The sequence below is a fragment of the Leisingera sp. McT4-56 genome (assembly GCF_020514995.1).
GTDB lineage: Bacteria > Pseudomonadota > Alphaproteobacteria > Rhodobacterales > Rhodobacteraceae > Leisingera > Leisingera aquaemixtae_A.
Map to the genome: position 1 here is coordinate 136,704 of NZ_JAJALF010000008.1, position 15,974 is coordinate 152,677.

A 15,974-nucleotide genomic window follows, 5' to 3' on the forward strand; every position below is an offset into this window, starting at 1 on the left:
GCATTTTCCCAGAGGGTAACCAGCACCTGCACTTCCCAGCCGGGCTGACAAGTACAGGCGCCGGCTTCAGCGCCCGGCCTTGGCCCGGCGCAGCAGAAGCAGCAGGCGGTTGAAGCTGCTGGTGATACCTTCCGGATCTTCCCGGCCGAAAAACGCATCCAGCTCCGGCCACAGTTTCACGGCCTGATCCAGGACCGCATCGTTGCCTTCAGCGTAAAGACCCGCGCGGATCATGACCTCGGACTGCTCATAAGCCCCCAGGTACTTGCGCACGTCCTGGATCGCAGCATTTTCATCGGCTGTCGCTGCGGCTGGCAGGCTGCGCGACACAGAGCGGGACACGTCGATTGCGGGAAACCGTCCGCGTTCGGCGATTTCCCGGTTCAGGACGATATGCCCGTCGAGAACCCCGCGCAGAATATCCGCGATCGGCTCGTCCATGTCCGACCCAGCAACCAGGACACTGAATACCGCCGTGATATCGCCCTGGCCCTCGGCCCCCGGCCCCGCCCGTTCGCACAAGCCGGTAATCAGCGGCGTCACCGAAGGCGGGTAGCCGCGCAGCGCCGGCGCCTCGCCGGAGGCGGCCGCAATCTCCCGGTGCGCTTCGGCGAAACGCGTGACCGAATCCGCCAGGAACAGAACGTTCTTTCCCTGATCGCGGAAGTGCTCTGCCACGGTCATGGCAGCCCACGCGCAGCGGCGCCTGACCAGCGCGGATTGATCGGAGGTCGCGGCGACCACAATGGCGCGGCGCATGCCTTCCGGTCCCAGGACCTGCTCAACGAAGTGGTTCACCTCCCGGCCGCGCTCGCCGATCAGTGCCATCACAACCACATCGGCCTGCATTGCTTGGGCAAGTTTGGCCAGCAATGAGGATTTACCGACCCCGGACCCGGCAAAGAGGCCGACTCGCTGCCCCCGTACAATCGGAAGAATCGTATTCAGAACCGCCTGCCCGGTGGCCAGCCGCTCTCCCATCGGCCGCCTGCCAGCAGCCTTGGGCGGCGGCGCCATCAGATCGCGCGGCTCACTGCCGGGAAGCATTGGGCGGCCGTCCAGCGGCTCGCCAAAGGGATCGATAACGCGTCCAATCCAATGATCGCTGGGTGCAAATTCCGGAGACGGGTTCAGCAAAACCGGATCTCCGATGGCGGCCCCATCCGGCGCCCTATCCGGTAACATGCTAATATTGCTGCCATTTATCTTCAGAACTTCGCCATGCAATGCATCCTGCGGCCCACGCCGCAAGATCAGCCTGTCGCCAATCCGCGCCGAGGAAGCCAGCCCGCCGATTTCGATTTCCCCGCCCGAGATCCCCGTCACCCGGCCCATCTTTGTCGCCAGGCGTTTTCCGGCGATCTGACGGGTCAGTGCTTGCAGCTCTGCTTTCATCGCAGCGGTCTCCCTTCATGTCCTGAAAACAATTTCTAAAGGAATCGGGGTTAAGCCTTGATTGAAATCGATCAAGGGAGAAACCCTGGTGTTCACAGAATTGAACGTATTCAAAATCGCCTATTCGATGGCAACCCATGCCGGGAAACGCCAGGCATTGGTTTCCCAGAATATCGCTAATTCCGATACGCCGGGTTACCACGCCAAGGACATCAAGCCATTCAAAGAGGTCTTTGCTGCAGGCGCCCGCCCGACCGGAATGATCGCATCCCGCGGCAGCCATTTGAATGGCAACTCAAACAGCAATTTGGACTGGGCCGTCACTTCTACCGAGGCCGGCAGCGACCCCAACGACAATTCCGTCTCCGTCGAAACCGAGCTGCTGAAGGGCGTCGAAGTCGCCCGGCAGCACAAACGCGCCATGGCGATCTACAAATCTTCCATGAACATTCTGCGCGCCAGTCTCGGCAAGAACTGAGGGGGATGAGCGATGAGTGAGTTTTCAAGAGCCCTTTCCGTCACTTCCAGCGGCCTTAAGGCGCAGGCTGCACGGCTTCGGCATGTGTCTGAGAACATCTCCAATGCGGATACTCCGGGCTACCGGCGCAAGACCGTGCCTTTCGAGGCCGTGCGCGAACTGCAAACCGATGTGGAGCATGTGCGCACCGGCCGGATCAATCTGGACCGCCGGGACCTGGAGAAAGTCTACGATCCTTCGCACCCGCTTGCCGATGACAGCGGCCACTACGAGGGCTCCAATGTCGACCTGATGATCGAGATTGCCGACGCCCGCGAAGCCCAGCGCAGCTACGAAGCCAATCTGAAGATGTTTGAACAGACCCGCTCGATGTCAGCCTCGCTGATGGACCTTTTGAGACGCTAACCGAAAAATTTGGAGATCCAGAATGGATATTCGCAGTCTTTCCGCCGCAGGCGGCTATGCCGCCGCCAGGCCAGCCACCAAGGCCGACCCCAACCATGAAGCTGCTGGCGCTGGCGCCCGTCTGAAAGAGAGTTTCGAGCACTTTGCAACGACCCTGCAGAGCAGTGAGCAGGTCTCCGTGCAATCAATGACTTCGCAGGCGGACCCGCATGCACTGGTGCAGGCATTGGCCCAGACTGAACTGGCGGTCGAGACTGCCGTCACGGTGCGCAACAAAGTGGTCGAGGCGTATCAGGAAATCCTGAGGATGCCGGTCTGAGCCATGATGAGCGAAAGCCTCTTCTATGACACGCTGCGCCAGGGAATTTGGGCGGCCGTGACCATGGCAACCCCGATCCTGATCGTCGCGCTGGTTGTCGGTCTGGCCATTGGCCTGTTTCAGGCCCTGACGTCGGTGCAGGAAATGACCCTGACGTTCGTGCCCAAACTGACGGCCATTCTGGTCGTGTTTTGGATGACCATGGGCTTCATGACGCAAACGCTGGTGGCCTTCTTCGACGGCCACATCATTCCGATGATTGCCGGAGGTTCGTAATGGAAACTGCAGGTTACGCCACGCTTTCACGCCAGTCCGGTCTGATCCGGGAGATGCGCGTTGTTGCGAACAATATCGCCAACTCAGCCACGACCGGATACCGTCAGGAAGGGCTGATTTTCTCGGAATTCGTGCAGTCGTCTCCGGGGCAGCAATCGTTGTCGATGTCGCGTGCGAACATTTTCAACACATCTATGGAACAAGGCCAGCTCACCCAGACGGCCGGCACATTTGATTTCGCAATCGAAGGCGACGGGTTTTTCATGGTCGAGACGCCCCAGGGCGAACGGCTGACCCGTTCCGGTGCGTTCTCTTCCAATGCGGCCGGCGACCTCGTGACCATGGACGGCTTCCGGGTGCTCGACGCAGGTCGTGCGCCGGTTTTCGTGCCGCCGGATGCCGGCAAGATCGAAGTCGGTTCCGACGGCTCAATCAGTGCAGACGGGCGTCTGCTGGGCCAGCTGGGCCTCTTCAAGCCAATGGATCAGCACACGATGGTTCGGGAAGACGGGGTCATGTTCCGCGTCGAAGGGGAGATCGAGCAGTCCTTCGATTCGAAGGTCCTGCAGGGGTTCCTGGAAGGATCCAACGTGAACGCAATTTCCGAAGTGACCCGCATGATCGAAGTGCAGCGCGCCTATGAAATGGGCCAGAGCTTCCTGCAGTCGGAAGACGAGCGCATCCGCAATGCCATCAAGAACCTGATCAAGACCTAGGAGAATCCAGATGCGTGCCCTGAAGATCGCCGCGACCGGCATGAGCGCCCAGCAACTGCGGGTGGAGACCATCTCCAACAACCTCGCCAACATGAACACCACCGCGTACAACGCGCGGCGGGCCGAGTTTGCCGACCTGCATTACCAGCAGATTTCGCGCGCTGGCACCGTGAACGCGTCCGATGGAACCGTGCTTCCAACCGGTGTGCAAGTAGGCCTGGGCGTGCGCCCCGCCGCTGTATCCGTGCATCTTTCGCAGGGCGCTCTGCAGCAGACCAACAATGACCTGGACATCGCCATTGACGGCAACGGGTATCTGGAAGTGACCCTGCCGTCCGGCCAGACCGCCTATACCCGCGACGGCGCGCTGAAGCGCTCGGCAGAAGGGCTGATTGTCACCTCTGACGGCTTCGCCGTTTCGCCCGAAGTCACAATCCCCGATGACGCAACCAGCATCTCGATCAATGCCGAAGGCGAAGTCTACGGGTACTTCAACGAAACGACGGAAGGCCAGTTGCTGGGTCAGTTCACTCTGGCAAGTTTCACCAACCCCAAGGGGCTGGAGGCAATCGGCAGCAACCTGTTCACGGAAACGGAAGCCTCCGGCGCTGCCGCCGTATCGACAGCTGGCGAAGACGGGCTCGGCACATTGCGCCAGGGGTATCTGGAAGCCAGTTCTGTTGACGCGGTGCGCGAAGTGACCGAGCTGATCGAAGCCCAGCGCGGTTACGAAATGAACGCCAAGGTCATCTCGGCTGTCGACCAGATGATGAGTGCAACCACACAGGTGCGCTGATGAAACGTGTTCTTGCCTGCCTGACAGCCGCGGCGCTGTGCGCTCCCCCAGCCTGGGCGGAATACCTGACACCTTTGCGCACGATCCGCGCAAAGGAGATCGTGAATGCCGAGGACCTGGCCTTGAAAAAAGGTGAGATCCTGGGCGCACTGACCGACCCGTCGGAGGTGATCGGCATGGAAGCGCGGGTCGCGCTTTATGCAGGCAGGCCCATGCGCCCGGGCGACATCGGCCCGCCGGCCATCATCGAACGCAATGACCTTGTTACCCTGGTCTTCCGCCAGGGCGGGCTGACCATTGCCGCGGAAGGGCGTTCTCTGGGCCGCGGCGCTGCAGGCGAAGCCGTCCGGGTCATGAACCTTTCTTCCCGCACCACTGTCACCGGCCGGATCAACGGCGACGGCTCCGTAGAGGTAAACTGATGACTATGCAATTTTCCCGCGTCAAACCGCTGCTTTTCGGACTGGCTTTGCTGGGCGCCTGCGGCCGGATGGACCATCTGGGCAAGCCGCCCACATTCACCCCGGCCAATGAAACGCCTGAACATGTTGCAATGCTGTATCAAGGGCTGCCAATGCAGACGCAGACCCGGCGCACGGTCGACGGCTCCTCTCTGTGGAGCGGCTCGCAGCAGTCGCTGCTGGGCGACCGCCGTGCCATAAAGCGTGGCGACATCCTGACGGTGGTGATCGAGATCGACGAGGAAGCGGAAATCTCCAACGATACCCAGCGGTCGCGTTCAGGCTCTGAAAGCATGAACATGCCTCAGCTTCTGGGCCTGCCGCAGCGCCTGGACCGGAAACTTCCGGAAGGTGCGTCCTCTGCAGACGCTGTTGAGATTGGAAGCTCCAGCGCCTCAGGCGGCAAAGGGTCCGTCAAGCGCAGCGAAAAGCTGGAGCTGCGGGTTGCCGCGACCGTCGTCGACGTGCTGCCGAATGGGGTGCTGGCGATCAGCGGCACTCAGGAGCTGCGGGTGAATTTCGAACTGCGCGAACTTCTGGTCACCGGCTATGTCCGGCCGCAGGATATCAGCCGCCAGAATGAAATCACCTATGACAAGATCGCCTCTGCCCGGGTGTCCTATGGCGGCCGCGGTCAGATCACTGATGTGCAGCAGCCCCGCTACGGCCAGCAGCTGCTTGACGTTGTCCTGCCGTTCTGAGGATTGCCATGCTCTCGAAGCTTCTGCCAGTCATCCTGCTGATCCTTGGAACCGGAGGCGGCATCGGCGCCGGTATAATGCTGGCGCCTGCTCCTGAGGAACAGCACGCCGCTGCAGGCGGCGGTGCTGCGCCTGCCCCGGCAGCGTTTGCGGAGGAACCCGCCGAAGAAGGCGAGGAAGCCCTGCGCGAATACATCAAGATCACCAACCAGTTCGTGGTTCCGGTGGTCGACCGAGATCAGCTGACCTCGCTGGTCGTCATTTCGCTCAGCCTCGAGACAGCCCCCGGTGCGGGTGAGAAAATCCGCGCTTTCGAGCCCAAGCTGCGCGATGTTTTCCTGCAAGTGCTGTTCGATCACGCCAACATGGGCGGCTTCCGCGGCGCCTTCACGCGCTCCGATATCCTAGAGCCGCTGCGCACTGCCTTGCGGGAAGCGGCGCAAAAACATGTCGGCAAGACAATTCACGACGTGCTGATCATGGAGATATCCCGTCAGGATGTCTGACCGGCAAACGGTCCGCAGCCGCCAAGAAGAAACAGGCCGGTCCCAAAGGACCGGCCTGTTTTCTATGTGCAGGATCTCAGGCCCGTCAACCGTCGAGCAATCTGTCCATCAGCGCCTTTGCCTGGGCAGCCTTGTGCCGCTTTCGTTCGGCTGCGGCCATGGTTTCTACCGCTTGCTTACGTCCAAAAGCTTTACGCAGCTGATCCATCATCCGCAGCTTCTGCGCAGTAGCCTGCGCCAGCTCCATGTTCAGCTGGCGCCGTGTGCGGGTATGCCAGCCCTGCCACAGGAGATCCGCGCCCAGGGCTTTCATGGCATGATCGCCATCCGCCTGCTCCCGGGCTGCCTGCACCTGTGCGTTCAGCTTGGCCAGCTGGCCGCGCAGCTCCGCTTCGCGGGCCAGGGCAGGCTGGATCTTGGCATGTTCCTGCATGTATTGCGCCGCGGTCACCGCCGCCATCTGATCCAGCATCTTTTGCTTCATGTGATTTTCCCCTTGGCGCGTTTGCGCATTTCCTCGGCAAAGCGGATCGCGGCGGCAACCGGCGCATAATGCTCTTCCAGAATTTCGTCGCCGATCTCTATGGCTGCATGCAACGCCCGGGCGGTCGGCGGATCGCTGTGGATCGGGACAGCGTTTTCATTCGCCACACGCCGGATCGCCGCAGCCACTTCATCAACCCCCTTTGCGACGCAAACCGGTGCGGCCCCCTTCTCGCGGCTCCACTTGAGGGCTACCGCGTAGTGGGTCGGGTTCACGATCACCACATCCGCATTCGGCACATCGGCCATCATCTGCCCCATCGCAATTTCCTGGCCGCGCTGGCGCCGCTTGCCCTTCATATGCGGATCGCCCTCGGAATCCTTCATTTCGTCCTGGATTTCCTTGCGCGACATCATGTTCTTGCGGCGGTGTTCAGCATGCTGAAAGGCTGCATCAACAACACCGATTGCCAATGCGATGATCAGCGCCAAGAATAGAAACTCCAATGCCAATTGCGACAGCATCGTTACCACCGACTGGGGACCGGTGCCGGAGGAGGCAATCATGTCCGGCAGCCGGTGAGTCAGATAGACGCTCAGGCACACCGAGTAGAGCAACAGCTTCAGGAAGCTCTTCAGAAACTCGAACAGTCCCGCCCTGCCGAATTTGTTCTTGGCGTTGGAAATGATGGAAATGCGCGACAGTTTCGGCTCCAGCTTGCTGGGCGCAAAAACCAGGGCCCGCTGGCCGACAATCGAAAGCAGAACAAGCGCAAATGGCACCAGGAACCATGGCAGGATGGGCCGTATCAAGCTGCCGGCGAAGCCCCCGGACGGAGCGGCCGCGGAGCCTTCGAAGAATAGCTGTGCCAGCCGGTCTGGTTGGTCCAGAAACGCCATCAGCGCGGTGCCGGTTCCCTCGACGCTGCTACTGCCGGCCGCATAAAAGGCAACAATCAGACCCAAGTAAGCCGCCGCCACCGACAGGTCTGTGGATTTCGCGACTTCGCCTTTTTCGCGGGCCTTGCGAAGCTTTTGTTCCGTTGGCTCGAATGACTTGTCAGAATCGTCGTCGCCGCCGCTCATGGCATGCCGCCTCCGGGATTCACGAGAAATGTCATCAATGCGCGGGACCAGACATCCAGTATCATCGGGCTGCCGACCATCAGGATGAACAGGCCGAAGAAAGTAATGACCGGCGCACCGACCATCGCGACCATAAGCTGCGGCATGGCCCTGTTAATCACCCCGAGAGCCAAGTTGTAGATCACCGCGGTGATTACAAACGGAGCCGCCAGCGTGAAGGCCAGTGAGAAGCTTTCCGACACCCTGAACACTCCCCATTCGGCCAGCCCGGCGGCAGCAGGGAACTGGCCGGCAGGAAACATCTGGTATGACCCGATCAGCAGCTCTGCCACCCGGACGTGCAGCCCCAGCATCACCGCCAGGGTCACACCCGAAATCATGAGCACGGCTCCAAGTGCCGGCATTGGTTCCGCACCGATGCCCCCCAGCACTTGCGACAGCGACGTGCTTTGCGCGGCCATTGCACCCGCTGTCTGAAGCGTAAAAACAAAGATCCGCACACCGATGCCCAGCGCCAGGCCGATGATCGCCTCAGTCACTGCAAAGCGGGCGTAATCGAAGATCCCGTCCGGTTCGGGAAACGCTGGAAGCGCAGGTGCCACCACAAAAGTGAATGCAACGGCCACTGCCAGCTTGACCCGCGTCGGTACGTACAGCTCCCCCATCGCGGGCAGGACCGACACCATGGCGGACACCCTCAGGAAAACGATGGCTGCGTGCCAGAACCCTGCCCCCAGCAGCAGAACCAGCTCTGGCGGCAGGAAGTTCATGTTCATGCCTGAACCATCCCGACGAGGGCCGGACGCGCCTCGAGGCCGATTTCCTCAAACGAAAGCACAGGATTGCTGATGCCGCGGGACTTCAGAATGGTCTTAAGATACCGGCGGCGGCGGGTTGAGGTCACCACCGCGGCGAAGACACCCTGATCCGTCGTGGTGCCCAGTTTGTCACTCAGCCCGTCCGCAAGCCTGTTGAACAAGTCAGGCGGCAAGGCAATATCGAGGCCAGCCCCCTGCGCGTCCACTTGATAGGTGGAGAACTTGTCCTCCCATTCCGGCGCCAGCTGGATCAGCGGAATGGTGCCATCGTCGCGCTTCATCTCAGCCACGAGCTGGAAGCCCAGCCGCTGGCGCACATGCTCGCAGATCATCTCCGGCTGAGTGGTGTGCATCCGCGCCTCTGCAATCGATTCGAGGATCAGCGGCATGTTTCGGATAGACACCCGTTCCTCCAGCAGCAGCCGCAGCACCGCGTGCAGGGTGTCCATCGGAACCTTGTCCGGCACCAGCGCATCCAGCAGTTTGCGGTTTGACTCAGAGCGGAAGCCATCGGACAGCTGGGTCATCTCGTCCAGGAGGCGGCGCAGCGACTTGAGCGTCAGCAGACGCGGGAAATTCTGCTTGATGGTTTCCAAAAGATGGGTCGCCAAAATCTCCGGCGGGGTGACAACGGTCGCCCCGGACAGGGCGGCCTGCTCCTGCGCCTTGGCGGAAATCCAGCGGGCAGGCGCACCATAAACCGGCTCTGTCACATCGGTGCCGGCCGGCAGCGCATCGTGATTGTCAGGCATCAGTGCCAGAACCATGTCGGGATGCAACGTGCCGCGGGCCTGTTCAACGCCCTGCACTTTGATCAAATAGGTTCCCCTATCCAGTTCATTCTGGTCGGTGAGACGGATCTCGGGAAGAATCAGGCCGAATGTGGTGGCAATATGAGACCGCATATTGGCTATGCGTGCATCCAGACCGGTTCCGGCATCCAGCACCATGCTCACTAGGTCCGGTGCAAATTCCAGATGCAGGTCGTCAAGGTCGAGGATGTCGCCCAGCGGCCGCGATGCAGCCGGGTCGGACGCCTCTTCGATCTTCTCTTCGATCTCGGCTTCGGCGTCGTCCTTCTTTTTCTTGGCCATCCGGAACGCAGTATAGCCAAGCACCCCGCCGCCGATCACAAAAGGCAGGAAGGGGAGGCCCGGAACCAGCGCGAACAGCACCATGAGAACCGCAACCGTCGTCAGCGCGGCAGGGTGGCGGCCGAATTGCTCGAACAGGGCAATGTCTGTGGCACCGGTGGTGCCGCCGCGGGCCAGCAGCAGCGCAGCGGCAATCGAAATGATCACGGACGGGATCTGCGACACCAGACCGTCGCCAACCGTGAGAATTGCGTAGGTTTCAAACGCGTTGCCAACCGGCATTCCATGGACCAGAACGCCCATGATCAACCCCATGACCAGGTTCAGCAGGGTGATCAGCAAACCGGCAATGGCATCGCCCTTGACGAACTTCGACGCGCCGTCCAGCGAGCCGAAGAAGGTGGTTTCCTGCTGGTCGCGTTCCCGGCGCTCCTTGGCGGTCTGATGGTCGATGGCCCCGGCCGACATATCCGCGTCGATTGCAAGCTGTTTGCCGGGCATCCCGTCCAGCGCAAAGCGGGCACCCACCTCGGCCATCCGCGCGGCACCCTTGGTGATCACCATGAAGTTGACGATCAGCAGAACGCCGAACACCACCAGCCCGAGGAAGACGCTGCCCCCCATAACAAACTGGGCAAAGCCCTCGATCACATTACCCGCTGCGTCGGTGCCGGTATGCCCCTGTCCGATGATCAGCTTTGTCGAGGACACGTTCAGCGACAACCGCAGCATGAGCGAAGCCAGCAGAATCGTTGGAAACGACGAAAAGTCCAACGGCCGCTCGATGAACAGCGTGATTGTGAAAATCAGGATGGCCAGCGCAAAAGAGGCCGCCAGGCCGACATCCAGCACCCAGGCCGGCATTGGCAGGATCATCATCACAATGATCGCCATCAAAGCCAGCGCCAGAAGCACAGTCGGGCTGAAAAGTTGTTCAGTTGTCAGCTTAGGCAATGTTCAAGCCCCGCTTCTGGATTGCTTTCAACGGGTTGGAAGCCTGGCTGCGCCGTGATGGAGACAGCTTGAGACGAGGCTTGTTCAGACTGCGGACGCCCAGCTCCGGCTCACGCCGCACAAAAGGCCGCCCAGCTGCTGTCTGTAAGGAAACAGCATCAGCAACAGCCGCTGCAGCCGGCTGGCAGCGGAACGAAATCGCTATGGGAAGAGATTTCAGCAGAGCTGCCGCTCTGCTCTCTGCGCCTGTTGCGCGCAGAATCAGCCCGTTCGGGCATTTTTTCGAGTAGTTTTCCGGCATTCTGCCCGTTCCAAATCAGGATTCACCCGTTTGTCACGTTACCGGCAGCCGGTTGACAAAGTGTTATCATCGGGGACCAAGGCCGCCTTGAGACAAGGCGGCCTACAAGCCGTGCATCCCTGTTCAGGTCACTGGCTTGCCTCAGGATTTCCGCGTCCTGTGCCCACTTGGTTCAGCAGTTCTGCTATGCCGCCTCGCGTACCTGCACTGCTTTCGACCAGCGCCCGCGCGTGTGCCAAAGGCGCTAGTCCTTCGGGGTCCTTGGCGATTTCACCGATTTGCGTTGTGACAGAGGCAACCGCTCCGAACGCCGCACCGGAATCCGCGCCGATGGCCTCAATTGCCCCTAGGTTCTCGGAATGCCAAAAACCCCGGGCGGCCGCGTCCGCGTCATCTTCGGCCAGCAGGTATTCCCCGGCCCGGCCGAATTCACCGTTGCGCCACAATGCTTGCGCACGCATGCGGTTGGCTTCTGACCCTTCCAGCCCCATGAGCTCAACCAGCGCCCGGTGCGGCCTGTCCTGGCCCAGGGCAGCTTCAGCCATCAGCAGGCGTCGGGTTTCGTTCTCAGGCTCAAGAGCAAGTTTGGTAAGCAGGTCCTGAGCTTGTCTCGCAAAGCCCAGGTTCAGCAGCCTGCGCGCTACCTGCGCGGCCACGGGTGCTGCCTCAGCCGGGGTCGCCTGCGCGGAAAAAACCAGCGCGTACTGCAGGAACGTCACATCATCGGCTCGTTCTGCCAGCAGCAGCATTAGCGGTTCCAGGGCTGCTGCCCGCGCTTTCGGCCCGTCCCTGTCGCTCACGCTGTTCAGTTCCCTGAAGGCACCGTGAAACTCCCCCATCAGTGCCAGCGAGGCAACGTGGGCGCGGCGCAGTTCCGCGCCAAGTTCCGTGTCGCGGTGCTCCAGCTCGTAAGAGGCGATCAGGTCCGGCACATCAGGCGAAAGCGCCTTGCGTTCCTTGACACTTAGAGCCACCAGATCAATCAGCGCTGCGGGAGCATTCCCGGTCCTCTCCGCGACTTCGCTGGTCAGTTCCTCGGCCATCTTTTCGGTGTCGCCTTCCAATTCGGCGATTGCTGCTTCGGCCAGATTAATCTCAGGGACGTCTTCCACCCCGGTCCGGTCCACTGAACGCAGCACAGCTTCGGCAACGTGGTGCTCTCCGGCGTCGGCAAACATCGTGCTGATCTTGGGGCCAAAATGTACCCTCAAATGCGGCGGCAGCTTGGAAAACGTCTGCTGGATGGCATCGGTATTGGCGCTTTTCTTGATCACTCCATCGGCCAATGCACCCCAGAACGCGCTGTCGCTCTCACAGCCCTGCTGCCCGGAGAGCGCATGATTGACCGGCAATGCGGTGCCATCCATCAGCAATGCCATCGTCCCCAGCAAAGCGACTTCCTGCTCATTGCGCTGTTCTGGCGGCAAAATTGTCATAATCGAACGCGCTTCAGCCCCGAAGCTGAAATAAAGGTAGAGCCGCGCAAGAGCATAGACACTAGCCGGATTCACGCCATCGAATTCATGCACCAGGGCACTGCGCAGAGGCGCCAGCTGATCCGCAAACGGGCTTTCATTGCCCCAGGACTGAATCGCGACGTCGCGGTCCGGAAGACAGTGGGACGCCTCGCCGCGGTTGCCAGACGAGGCCGCAACCAGCCCCGTCTCACGGTCGATCGCTGAGGTGACAGAAATATGCGCAAGCGGGTTCAGGGGCCTGTCCGCTGCGCCAAGCGGGTCAAGTCCGGCAGCCCTGCCGGCATCCGCCAGCCCTTCTTCAGCAACATTCAAAAGACCCTGGCTCGCTGCCCGGCCGATCTGCTGCAGCAACCGCTGCTCGGATTCGTTTACCGTCGCAGCACGTTCGGTTTCTTCCATATCGATAAGAAAATCGGTTTCAGGAATTTCGAGGACCGTCTTCTCTGTCTGGACATCCGCCTCCAATGCAGGCTGGCTGCCGTCCGTCTTCAGGCCTGGCTCTGCAGCCTCGGCCAACGGTTCATCCGCAGCCCCAGATTCGGTTTCCGCAATTGCCGGCTCAGTCTCTAGCTGCGGCTGAACCGTTTGGGGCCGCCCCTGCTGGCCGGCCAGTGCCGCTGCCAGCTCCAGCGCCAGCCTTGCATCTGTTTCGGCCGGCTGAGGAAAATTGAACCGGTAGCCGGTCTGCGGCACCGGGGTTGCGAGGGGCAGAACATTTCCCGCAAATGTACGCTGCTGTTTTCCGCCCGGCCGGCCCCCATCGCGGATATCGACCACCAGATAACCGTCTTCCTGCACATAAGAGGTGACGGTGCAATCGCATCCCAACTGCAGCCTCAGCGGCTGGCCAGGGCCGTTTTGCGCCAGTGATTGAAGCCTGGTTCGGGGGATCAGATTAAAAACCCGCGACGTGTCGAAAACCGCTTCCGGCGCACCGATGTTCACCGTCGCCGTCATACCGCTTTGTGTCAGCGACCAATCTGCGCCTTGCGGCAGCCGCATCACCAGACGCGTGAACCCCTTATGCTCGCCCGAGCGGGTCACAATCGTCTGCGCCTGGGCAGCGCCTGCCGTCAGAAGAACGGCTGCAGTGGCAAATGCTCGCCAGATCATGCTGCGTCCTGTTTCACCGATTTGAGGGCTTCTTCAAGTTCCGAGAAGCCGGGACGGAAGTGCGAGGGAGTATTCTGGCGCCCGACCTCGATACAGATGGCCGCCGCATGATTGTGCAGGTTGGCCACCAGCACCTCACGGATCAGCTGATAGAAATGGGCATCCTCTTCGACCACGGCCTTCACCTTGCCCGCAAAGGGTGCAACCAGGCCGTAAGACAAGAAAACGCCCAGGAAAGTACCCACCAGCGCGCCGCCAATCAGCTTGCCGAGAACTTCAGGCGGCTGGTCGATCGATCCCATGGTCTTGATAACCCCCAGAACCGCGGCGACGATCCCCAGTGCAGGCAGGCCATCGGCCATCGTCTGCAGGGCGTGGCTGGAGTGCAGAGCGTGGTGCAGGTTGGCTTCCATCCGCTTTTCCAGAACTTCCTCAACCTGGTGCGGGTCATCGTAGTTCATAGAGGCTGAGCGCATGGTGTCGCAGATCAGGTTCACCGCTTCCTTGTCGGCCAGAATTTTGGGGTACTTGTTGAAGACAGAGGAGTTTTCCGGGTCTTCGATATGCTGCTCCACCTCGACCGGGTTGGCCCGGGCAATGCGAATCAGCGCAAACAGCAGGCAGAGAAGATCACGGTAGTCATCCGGCTTCCACTTGGGGCCTTTGAACACCTTTCCGATGTCCTTGAGCGTGTGTTTGACACCACCCATATCGTTGGCAATCAGGAAGGCCCCGACAGCTGCCCCGCCAATCATCATCATCTCAAACGGCAGCGACTTCAGGATGATCGCCATCTTGCCGCCGGCCAGAAGGTATCCGCCGAACACCATGGCAAAGATCACCACAATGCCTACAATCCCGATCATAGGTCCACTCCGAATTCCGTTGGTTTTTATAAGATTAGGCGAGTCTTCCTAAGGAATGACTAAGCCGCCGCGCCCAAGTTACTCCGTGGGCACGGATCCGTTGCGCCCTGCCAGAACCACGCTGATGGTATAGGCGGCTTCGGGGCTGAGCCCGGCCATGATTCCCGCCGCGGCCTCAGGCTGCATCCGGGCCAGAAACCCCGCCGCAAAGGCCGGGTCCATTTCCTCGAACAGCGCCGACGCTTCCTTGGGTTTCATCTGCTCGTAAACTGTTGTCAGCCGGGTCACATCGGCCTCGGTTGCGCCATCCGCCAGCGCCAGTGTCGCGCGCAGCTCTTCCTCTGCCTGCTCCAGCGCGGCGAGCTTTTTGTCAATTGCCTGGTCCGCAATTTCCAGCGCTTTCATGCGGTCCTGGATCTCCGCTTCGCGGGCAGCCAATTCCTGCTCCCGCTGCTGAAACGCAGCCAGCATGGTCTGCAGCTCCGCGGACGAAGGCATCGCATCCCGTAGCGGCTCGCCTTTGTGTGCAGGAGAGTCGCCGCCAGTCTCTTGCAGGCTGGCGACCTCACGGGCAATTGCCGGCCCCGCCTCAAGCCCAAGCCGCACGGCCGCGGAGCCCATCAGAAGCACCGCCAGCATCGTCAGCGTGCCGCTGCGCCGGAAGCGCCTGGTTTTCTTAGCCGCCCTCGCCATCACGCCACCCGGTTCTGGCTGCGGTTGTGGCGCACAAACATCAGACCGGAAGACTTGGGCTCTTCCTGCGGCTCGTCAGCAGGCTGCGGACCAGCCTCGTAAGCAGCCGCCATCTCCGCGTCTTCCGCTGCCGCCGGAGCGGGCGCTGCCGCAGTGCCGGCCTCCGGAATGTCGTGCATGGAAGCCATCATCAGCTCCAGCCGCTGAGCCACCGATTCGGCGCGCCCGGTCAGCTGCTGCAAAGCCTTGCTGGACCCGTCGGAAACATGCTGCGCCGATTGCAGCGACTTGTTCAGATCGTCCACTTGCGCAGACAGCACGGCAACCGCGCCGCCCACGCCTTTTTCCAGGTCATTGAACCGCTTCAGCCGGCGCGACAGCACCAGACAGTAGAATCCGGCGCCCAGCGCTCCGGCTGCAAGCAGGATATCAGCAATAATGTCCATCCTGTCCTCCTAGTTCAGTACGAAATCCATGATCAGCAGATCACGCACCCGGCCCTGGCCGGTGGCAATGTTGATCCGCCGCAGCATCTGCGCTCTCAGTTTCGGCAGTGCCATCGGATCGGAAAGATCCTCAAGCTCCAATGCTCTCAGGTAGCTGTTCAGGACATCGACAACCCGCGGGAGGATTTTTTCAACCTCGGCCTGGTGCTCCAGGCCGACCTCAAGTTGTGCTCTGAACCGCAAATGCTTCAAACCGCTGGCTTTGCGCAGGGTAATCAGAATCGGGTCCATTTCGATAAAGGCAAGATTGGCGATATCCTCCGCCGTCTCACCACTGTCCACGCCTTCTGGCGCCACTTCGGCCGCGGGCACCGGTTCTGGCGCCGCTTTCTGACCAAAGGGAAGAAGGCCTGACTGAACGGCAAAGAATCCGCCGCCCGCGCCCGCCAGTGCCAGCACTGTCCCGATAATCAGGGGCAGTTTGCTTTTCTTGGCCTGGGCTTGTGCTTCGATATCTACTGCAGCGTCTGTCATGGCTATCCCTAAAACGTCGTGCAGCATCTTCATAACCTGCGAGGAACTAACCGAA

The 15,974-nt window shown here is 60.9% G+C and carries 20 protein-coding genes; 9 read left to right on the forward strand and 11 right to left on the reverse strand.

Annotated features, from left to right (window positions below; genetic code table 11):
- Positions 1 to 66 precede the first annotated feature (66 nt).
- Positions 67 to 1,395: a FliI/YscN family ATPase gene (locus tag LHL23_RS11520; RefSeq protein ID WP_222477071.1), complete on the reverse strand. Its 1,329-nt coding sequence runs from the start codon at positions 1,393 to 1,395 to the stop codon at positions 67 to 69.
- Between the two features lie 88 nt (positions 1,396 to 1,483).
- Here LHL23_RS11520 and LHL23_RS11525 point away from each other — a divergent pair, with 88 nt between their 5' ends.
- From LHL23_RS11525 to LHL23_RS11565, 9 genes are read left to right on the forward strand one after another with little or no spacing between them, the layout of a single operon-like run.
- Positions 1,484 to 1,873 (forward strand): FlgB family protein, encoded by a 390-nt coding sequence (locus LHL23_RS11525; RefSeq protein WP_222477069.1) that lies wholly within the window; start codon positions 1,484 to 1,486, stop codon positions 1,871 to 1,873.
- A 12-nt stretch (positions 1,874 to 1,885) separates the two neighbouring features.
- Positions 1,886 to 2,278: a flagellar basal body rod protein FlgC gene (flgC, locus tag LHL23_RS11530; protein WP_222477067.1), complete on the forward strand. Its 393-nt coding sequence runs from the start codon at positions 1,886 to 1,888 to the stop codon at positions 2,276 to 2,278.
- Positions 2,279 to 2,300: 22 nt separating this feature from the next.
- On the forward strand, positions 2,301 to 2,597 hold the full coding sequence (fliE, locus tag LHL23_RS11535) for a flagellar hook-basal body complex protein FliE (RefSeq protein ID WP_226429959.1): 297 nt from the start codon (positions 2,301 to 2,303) through the stop codon (positions 2,595 to 2,597).
- A 3-nt stretch (positions 2,598 to 2,600) separates the two neighbouring features.
- Positions 2,601 to 2,873, forward strand: coding sequence for a flagellar biosynthetic protein FliQ (locus LHL23_RS11540; protein WP_222477063.1), 273 nt, complete (start codon positions 2,601 to 2,603; stop codon positions 2,871 to 2,873).
- Positions 2,873 to 3,589: a flagellar hook-basal body complex protein gene (locus LHL23_RS11545; protein ID WP_226429960.1), complete on the forward strand. Its 717-nt coding sequence runs from the start codon at positions 2,873 to 2,875 to the stop codon at positions 3,587 to 3,589. The genes LHL23_RS11540 and LHL23_RS11545 overlap by 1 nt, the downstream gene beginning before the upstream one ends.
- Before the next feature lie 10 nt (positions 3,590 to 3,599).
- On the forward strand, positions 3,600 to 4,385 hold the full coding sequence (flgG, locus tag LHL23_RS11550) for a flagellar basal-body rod protein FlgG (RefSeq protein ID WP_222477059.1): 786 nt from the start codon (positions 3,600 to 3,602) through the stop codon (positions 4,383 to 4,385).
- Complete coding sequence (gene flgA / locus LHL23_RS11555) at positions 4,385 to 4,807, forward strand: flagellar basal body P-ring formation chaperone FlgA (RefSeq protein WP_226429961.1); 423 nt, start codon at positions 4,385 to 4,387, stop codon at positions 4,805 to 4,807. The genes flgG and flgA overlap by 1 nt, the downstream gene beginning before the upstream one ends.
- The gene (flgH, locus tag LHL23_RS11560) at positions 4,807 to 5,547 is read left to right on the forward strand and encodes a flagellar basal body L-ring protein FlgH (RefSeq protein WP_222477055.1); all 741 of its coding nucleotides are present in this window, start codon (positions 4,807 to 4,809) and stop codon (positions 5,545 to 5,547) included. The genes flgA and flgH overlap by 1 nt, the downstream gene beginning before the upstream one ends.
- 8 nt (positions 5,548 to 5,555) lie before the next feature.
- Positions 5,556 to 6,053: a flagellar basal body-associated FliL family protein gene (locus LHL23_RS11565; RefSeq protein WP_222477054.1), complete on the forward strand. Its 498-nt coding sequence runs from the start codon at positions 5,556 to 5,558 to the stop codon at positions 6,051 to 6,053.
- An 85-nt stretch (positions 6,054 to 6,138) separates the two neighbouring features.
- On the opposite strand, the gene LHL23_RS11570 is transcribed toward LHL23_RS11565, so the two are convergent.
- From LHL23_RS11570 to LHL23_RS11615, 10 genes are all read right to left on the reverse strand, one after another.
- A complete protein-coding gene (locus tag LHL23_RS11570; protein WP_226429962.1) occupies positions 6,139 to 6,537 on the reverse strand; it encodes a hypothetical protein in 399 nt (132 codons plus the stop codon).
- A complete protein-coding gene (flhB, locus tag LHL23_RS11575; protein ID WP_222477052.1) occupies positions 6,534 to 7,622 on the reverse strand; it encodes a flagellar type III secretion system protein FlhB in 1,089 nt (362 codons plus the stop codon). The genes LHL23_RS11570 and flhB overlap by 4 nt, the downstream gene beginning before the upstream one ends.
- The gene (locus tag LHL23_RS11580; protein ID WP_222477051.1) at positions 7,619 to 8,398 is read right to left on the reverse strand and encodes a flagellar biosynthetic protein FliR; all 780 of its coding nucleotides are present in this window, start codon (positions 8,396 to 8,398) and stop codon (positions 7,619 to 7,621) included. Before LHL23_RS11580 ends, flhB begins: the two co-directional genes overlap by 4 nt.
- A complete protein-coding gene (gene flhA, locus LHL23_RS11585; protein ID WP_222477049.1) occupies positions 8,395 to 10,488 on the reverse strand; it encodes a flagellar biosynthesis protein FlhA in 2,094 nt (697 codons plus the stop codon). The genes LHL23_RS11580 and flhA overlap by 4 nt, the downstream gene beginning before the upstream one ends.
- Complete coding sequence (locus LHL23_RS11590) at positions 10,481 to 10,789, reverse strand: hypothetical protein (protein ID WP_226429963.1); 309 nt, start codon at positions 10,787 to 10,789, stop codon at positions 10,481 to 10,483. Before LHL23_RS11590 ends, flhA begins: the two co-directional genes overlap by 8 nt.
- A gap of 128 nt (positions 10,790 to 10,917) precedes the next feature.
- Complete coding sequence (locus LHL23_RS11595) at positions 10,918 to 13,380, reverse strand: hypothetical protein (protein WP_226429964.1); 2,463 nt, start codon at positions 13,378 to 13,380, stop codon at positions 10,918 to 10,920.
- Positions 13,377 to 14,246, reverse strand: coding sequence for a flagellar motor stator protein MotA (motA, locus tag LHL23_RS11600; protein ID WP_222477046.1), 870 nt, complete (start codon positions 14,244 to 14,246; stop codon positions 13,377 to 13,379). Before motA ends, LHL23_RS11595 begins: the two co-directional genes overlap by 4 nt.
- Positions 14,247 to 14,324: 78 nt before the next feature.
- Entirely contained in the window at positions 14,325 to 14,939 is a 615-nt protein-coding gene (locus tag LHL23_RS11605; RefSeq protein ID WP_226429965.1) for a MotE family protein, read from the reverse strand.
- On the reverse strand, positions 14,939 to 15,385 hold the full coding sequence (locus LHL23_RS11610; RefSeq protein ID WP_222477041.1) for a hypothetical protein: 447 nt from the start codon (positions 15,383 to 15,385) through the stop codon (positions 14,939 to 14,941). The genes LHL23_RS11605 and LHL23_RS11610 overlap by 1 nt, the downstream gene beginning before the upstream one ends.
- Positions 15,386 to 15,394: 9 nt before the next feature.
- Positions 15,395 to 15,919, reverse strand: coding sequence for a flagellar basal body-associated FliL family protein (locus tag LHL23_RS11615; RefSeq protein WP_226429986.1), 525 nt, complete (start codon positions 15,917 to 15,919; stop codon positions 15,395 to 15,397).
- Between the last annotated feature and the right edge of the window lie 55 nt (positions 15,920 to 15,974).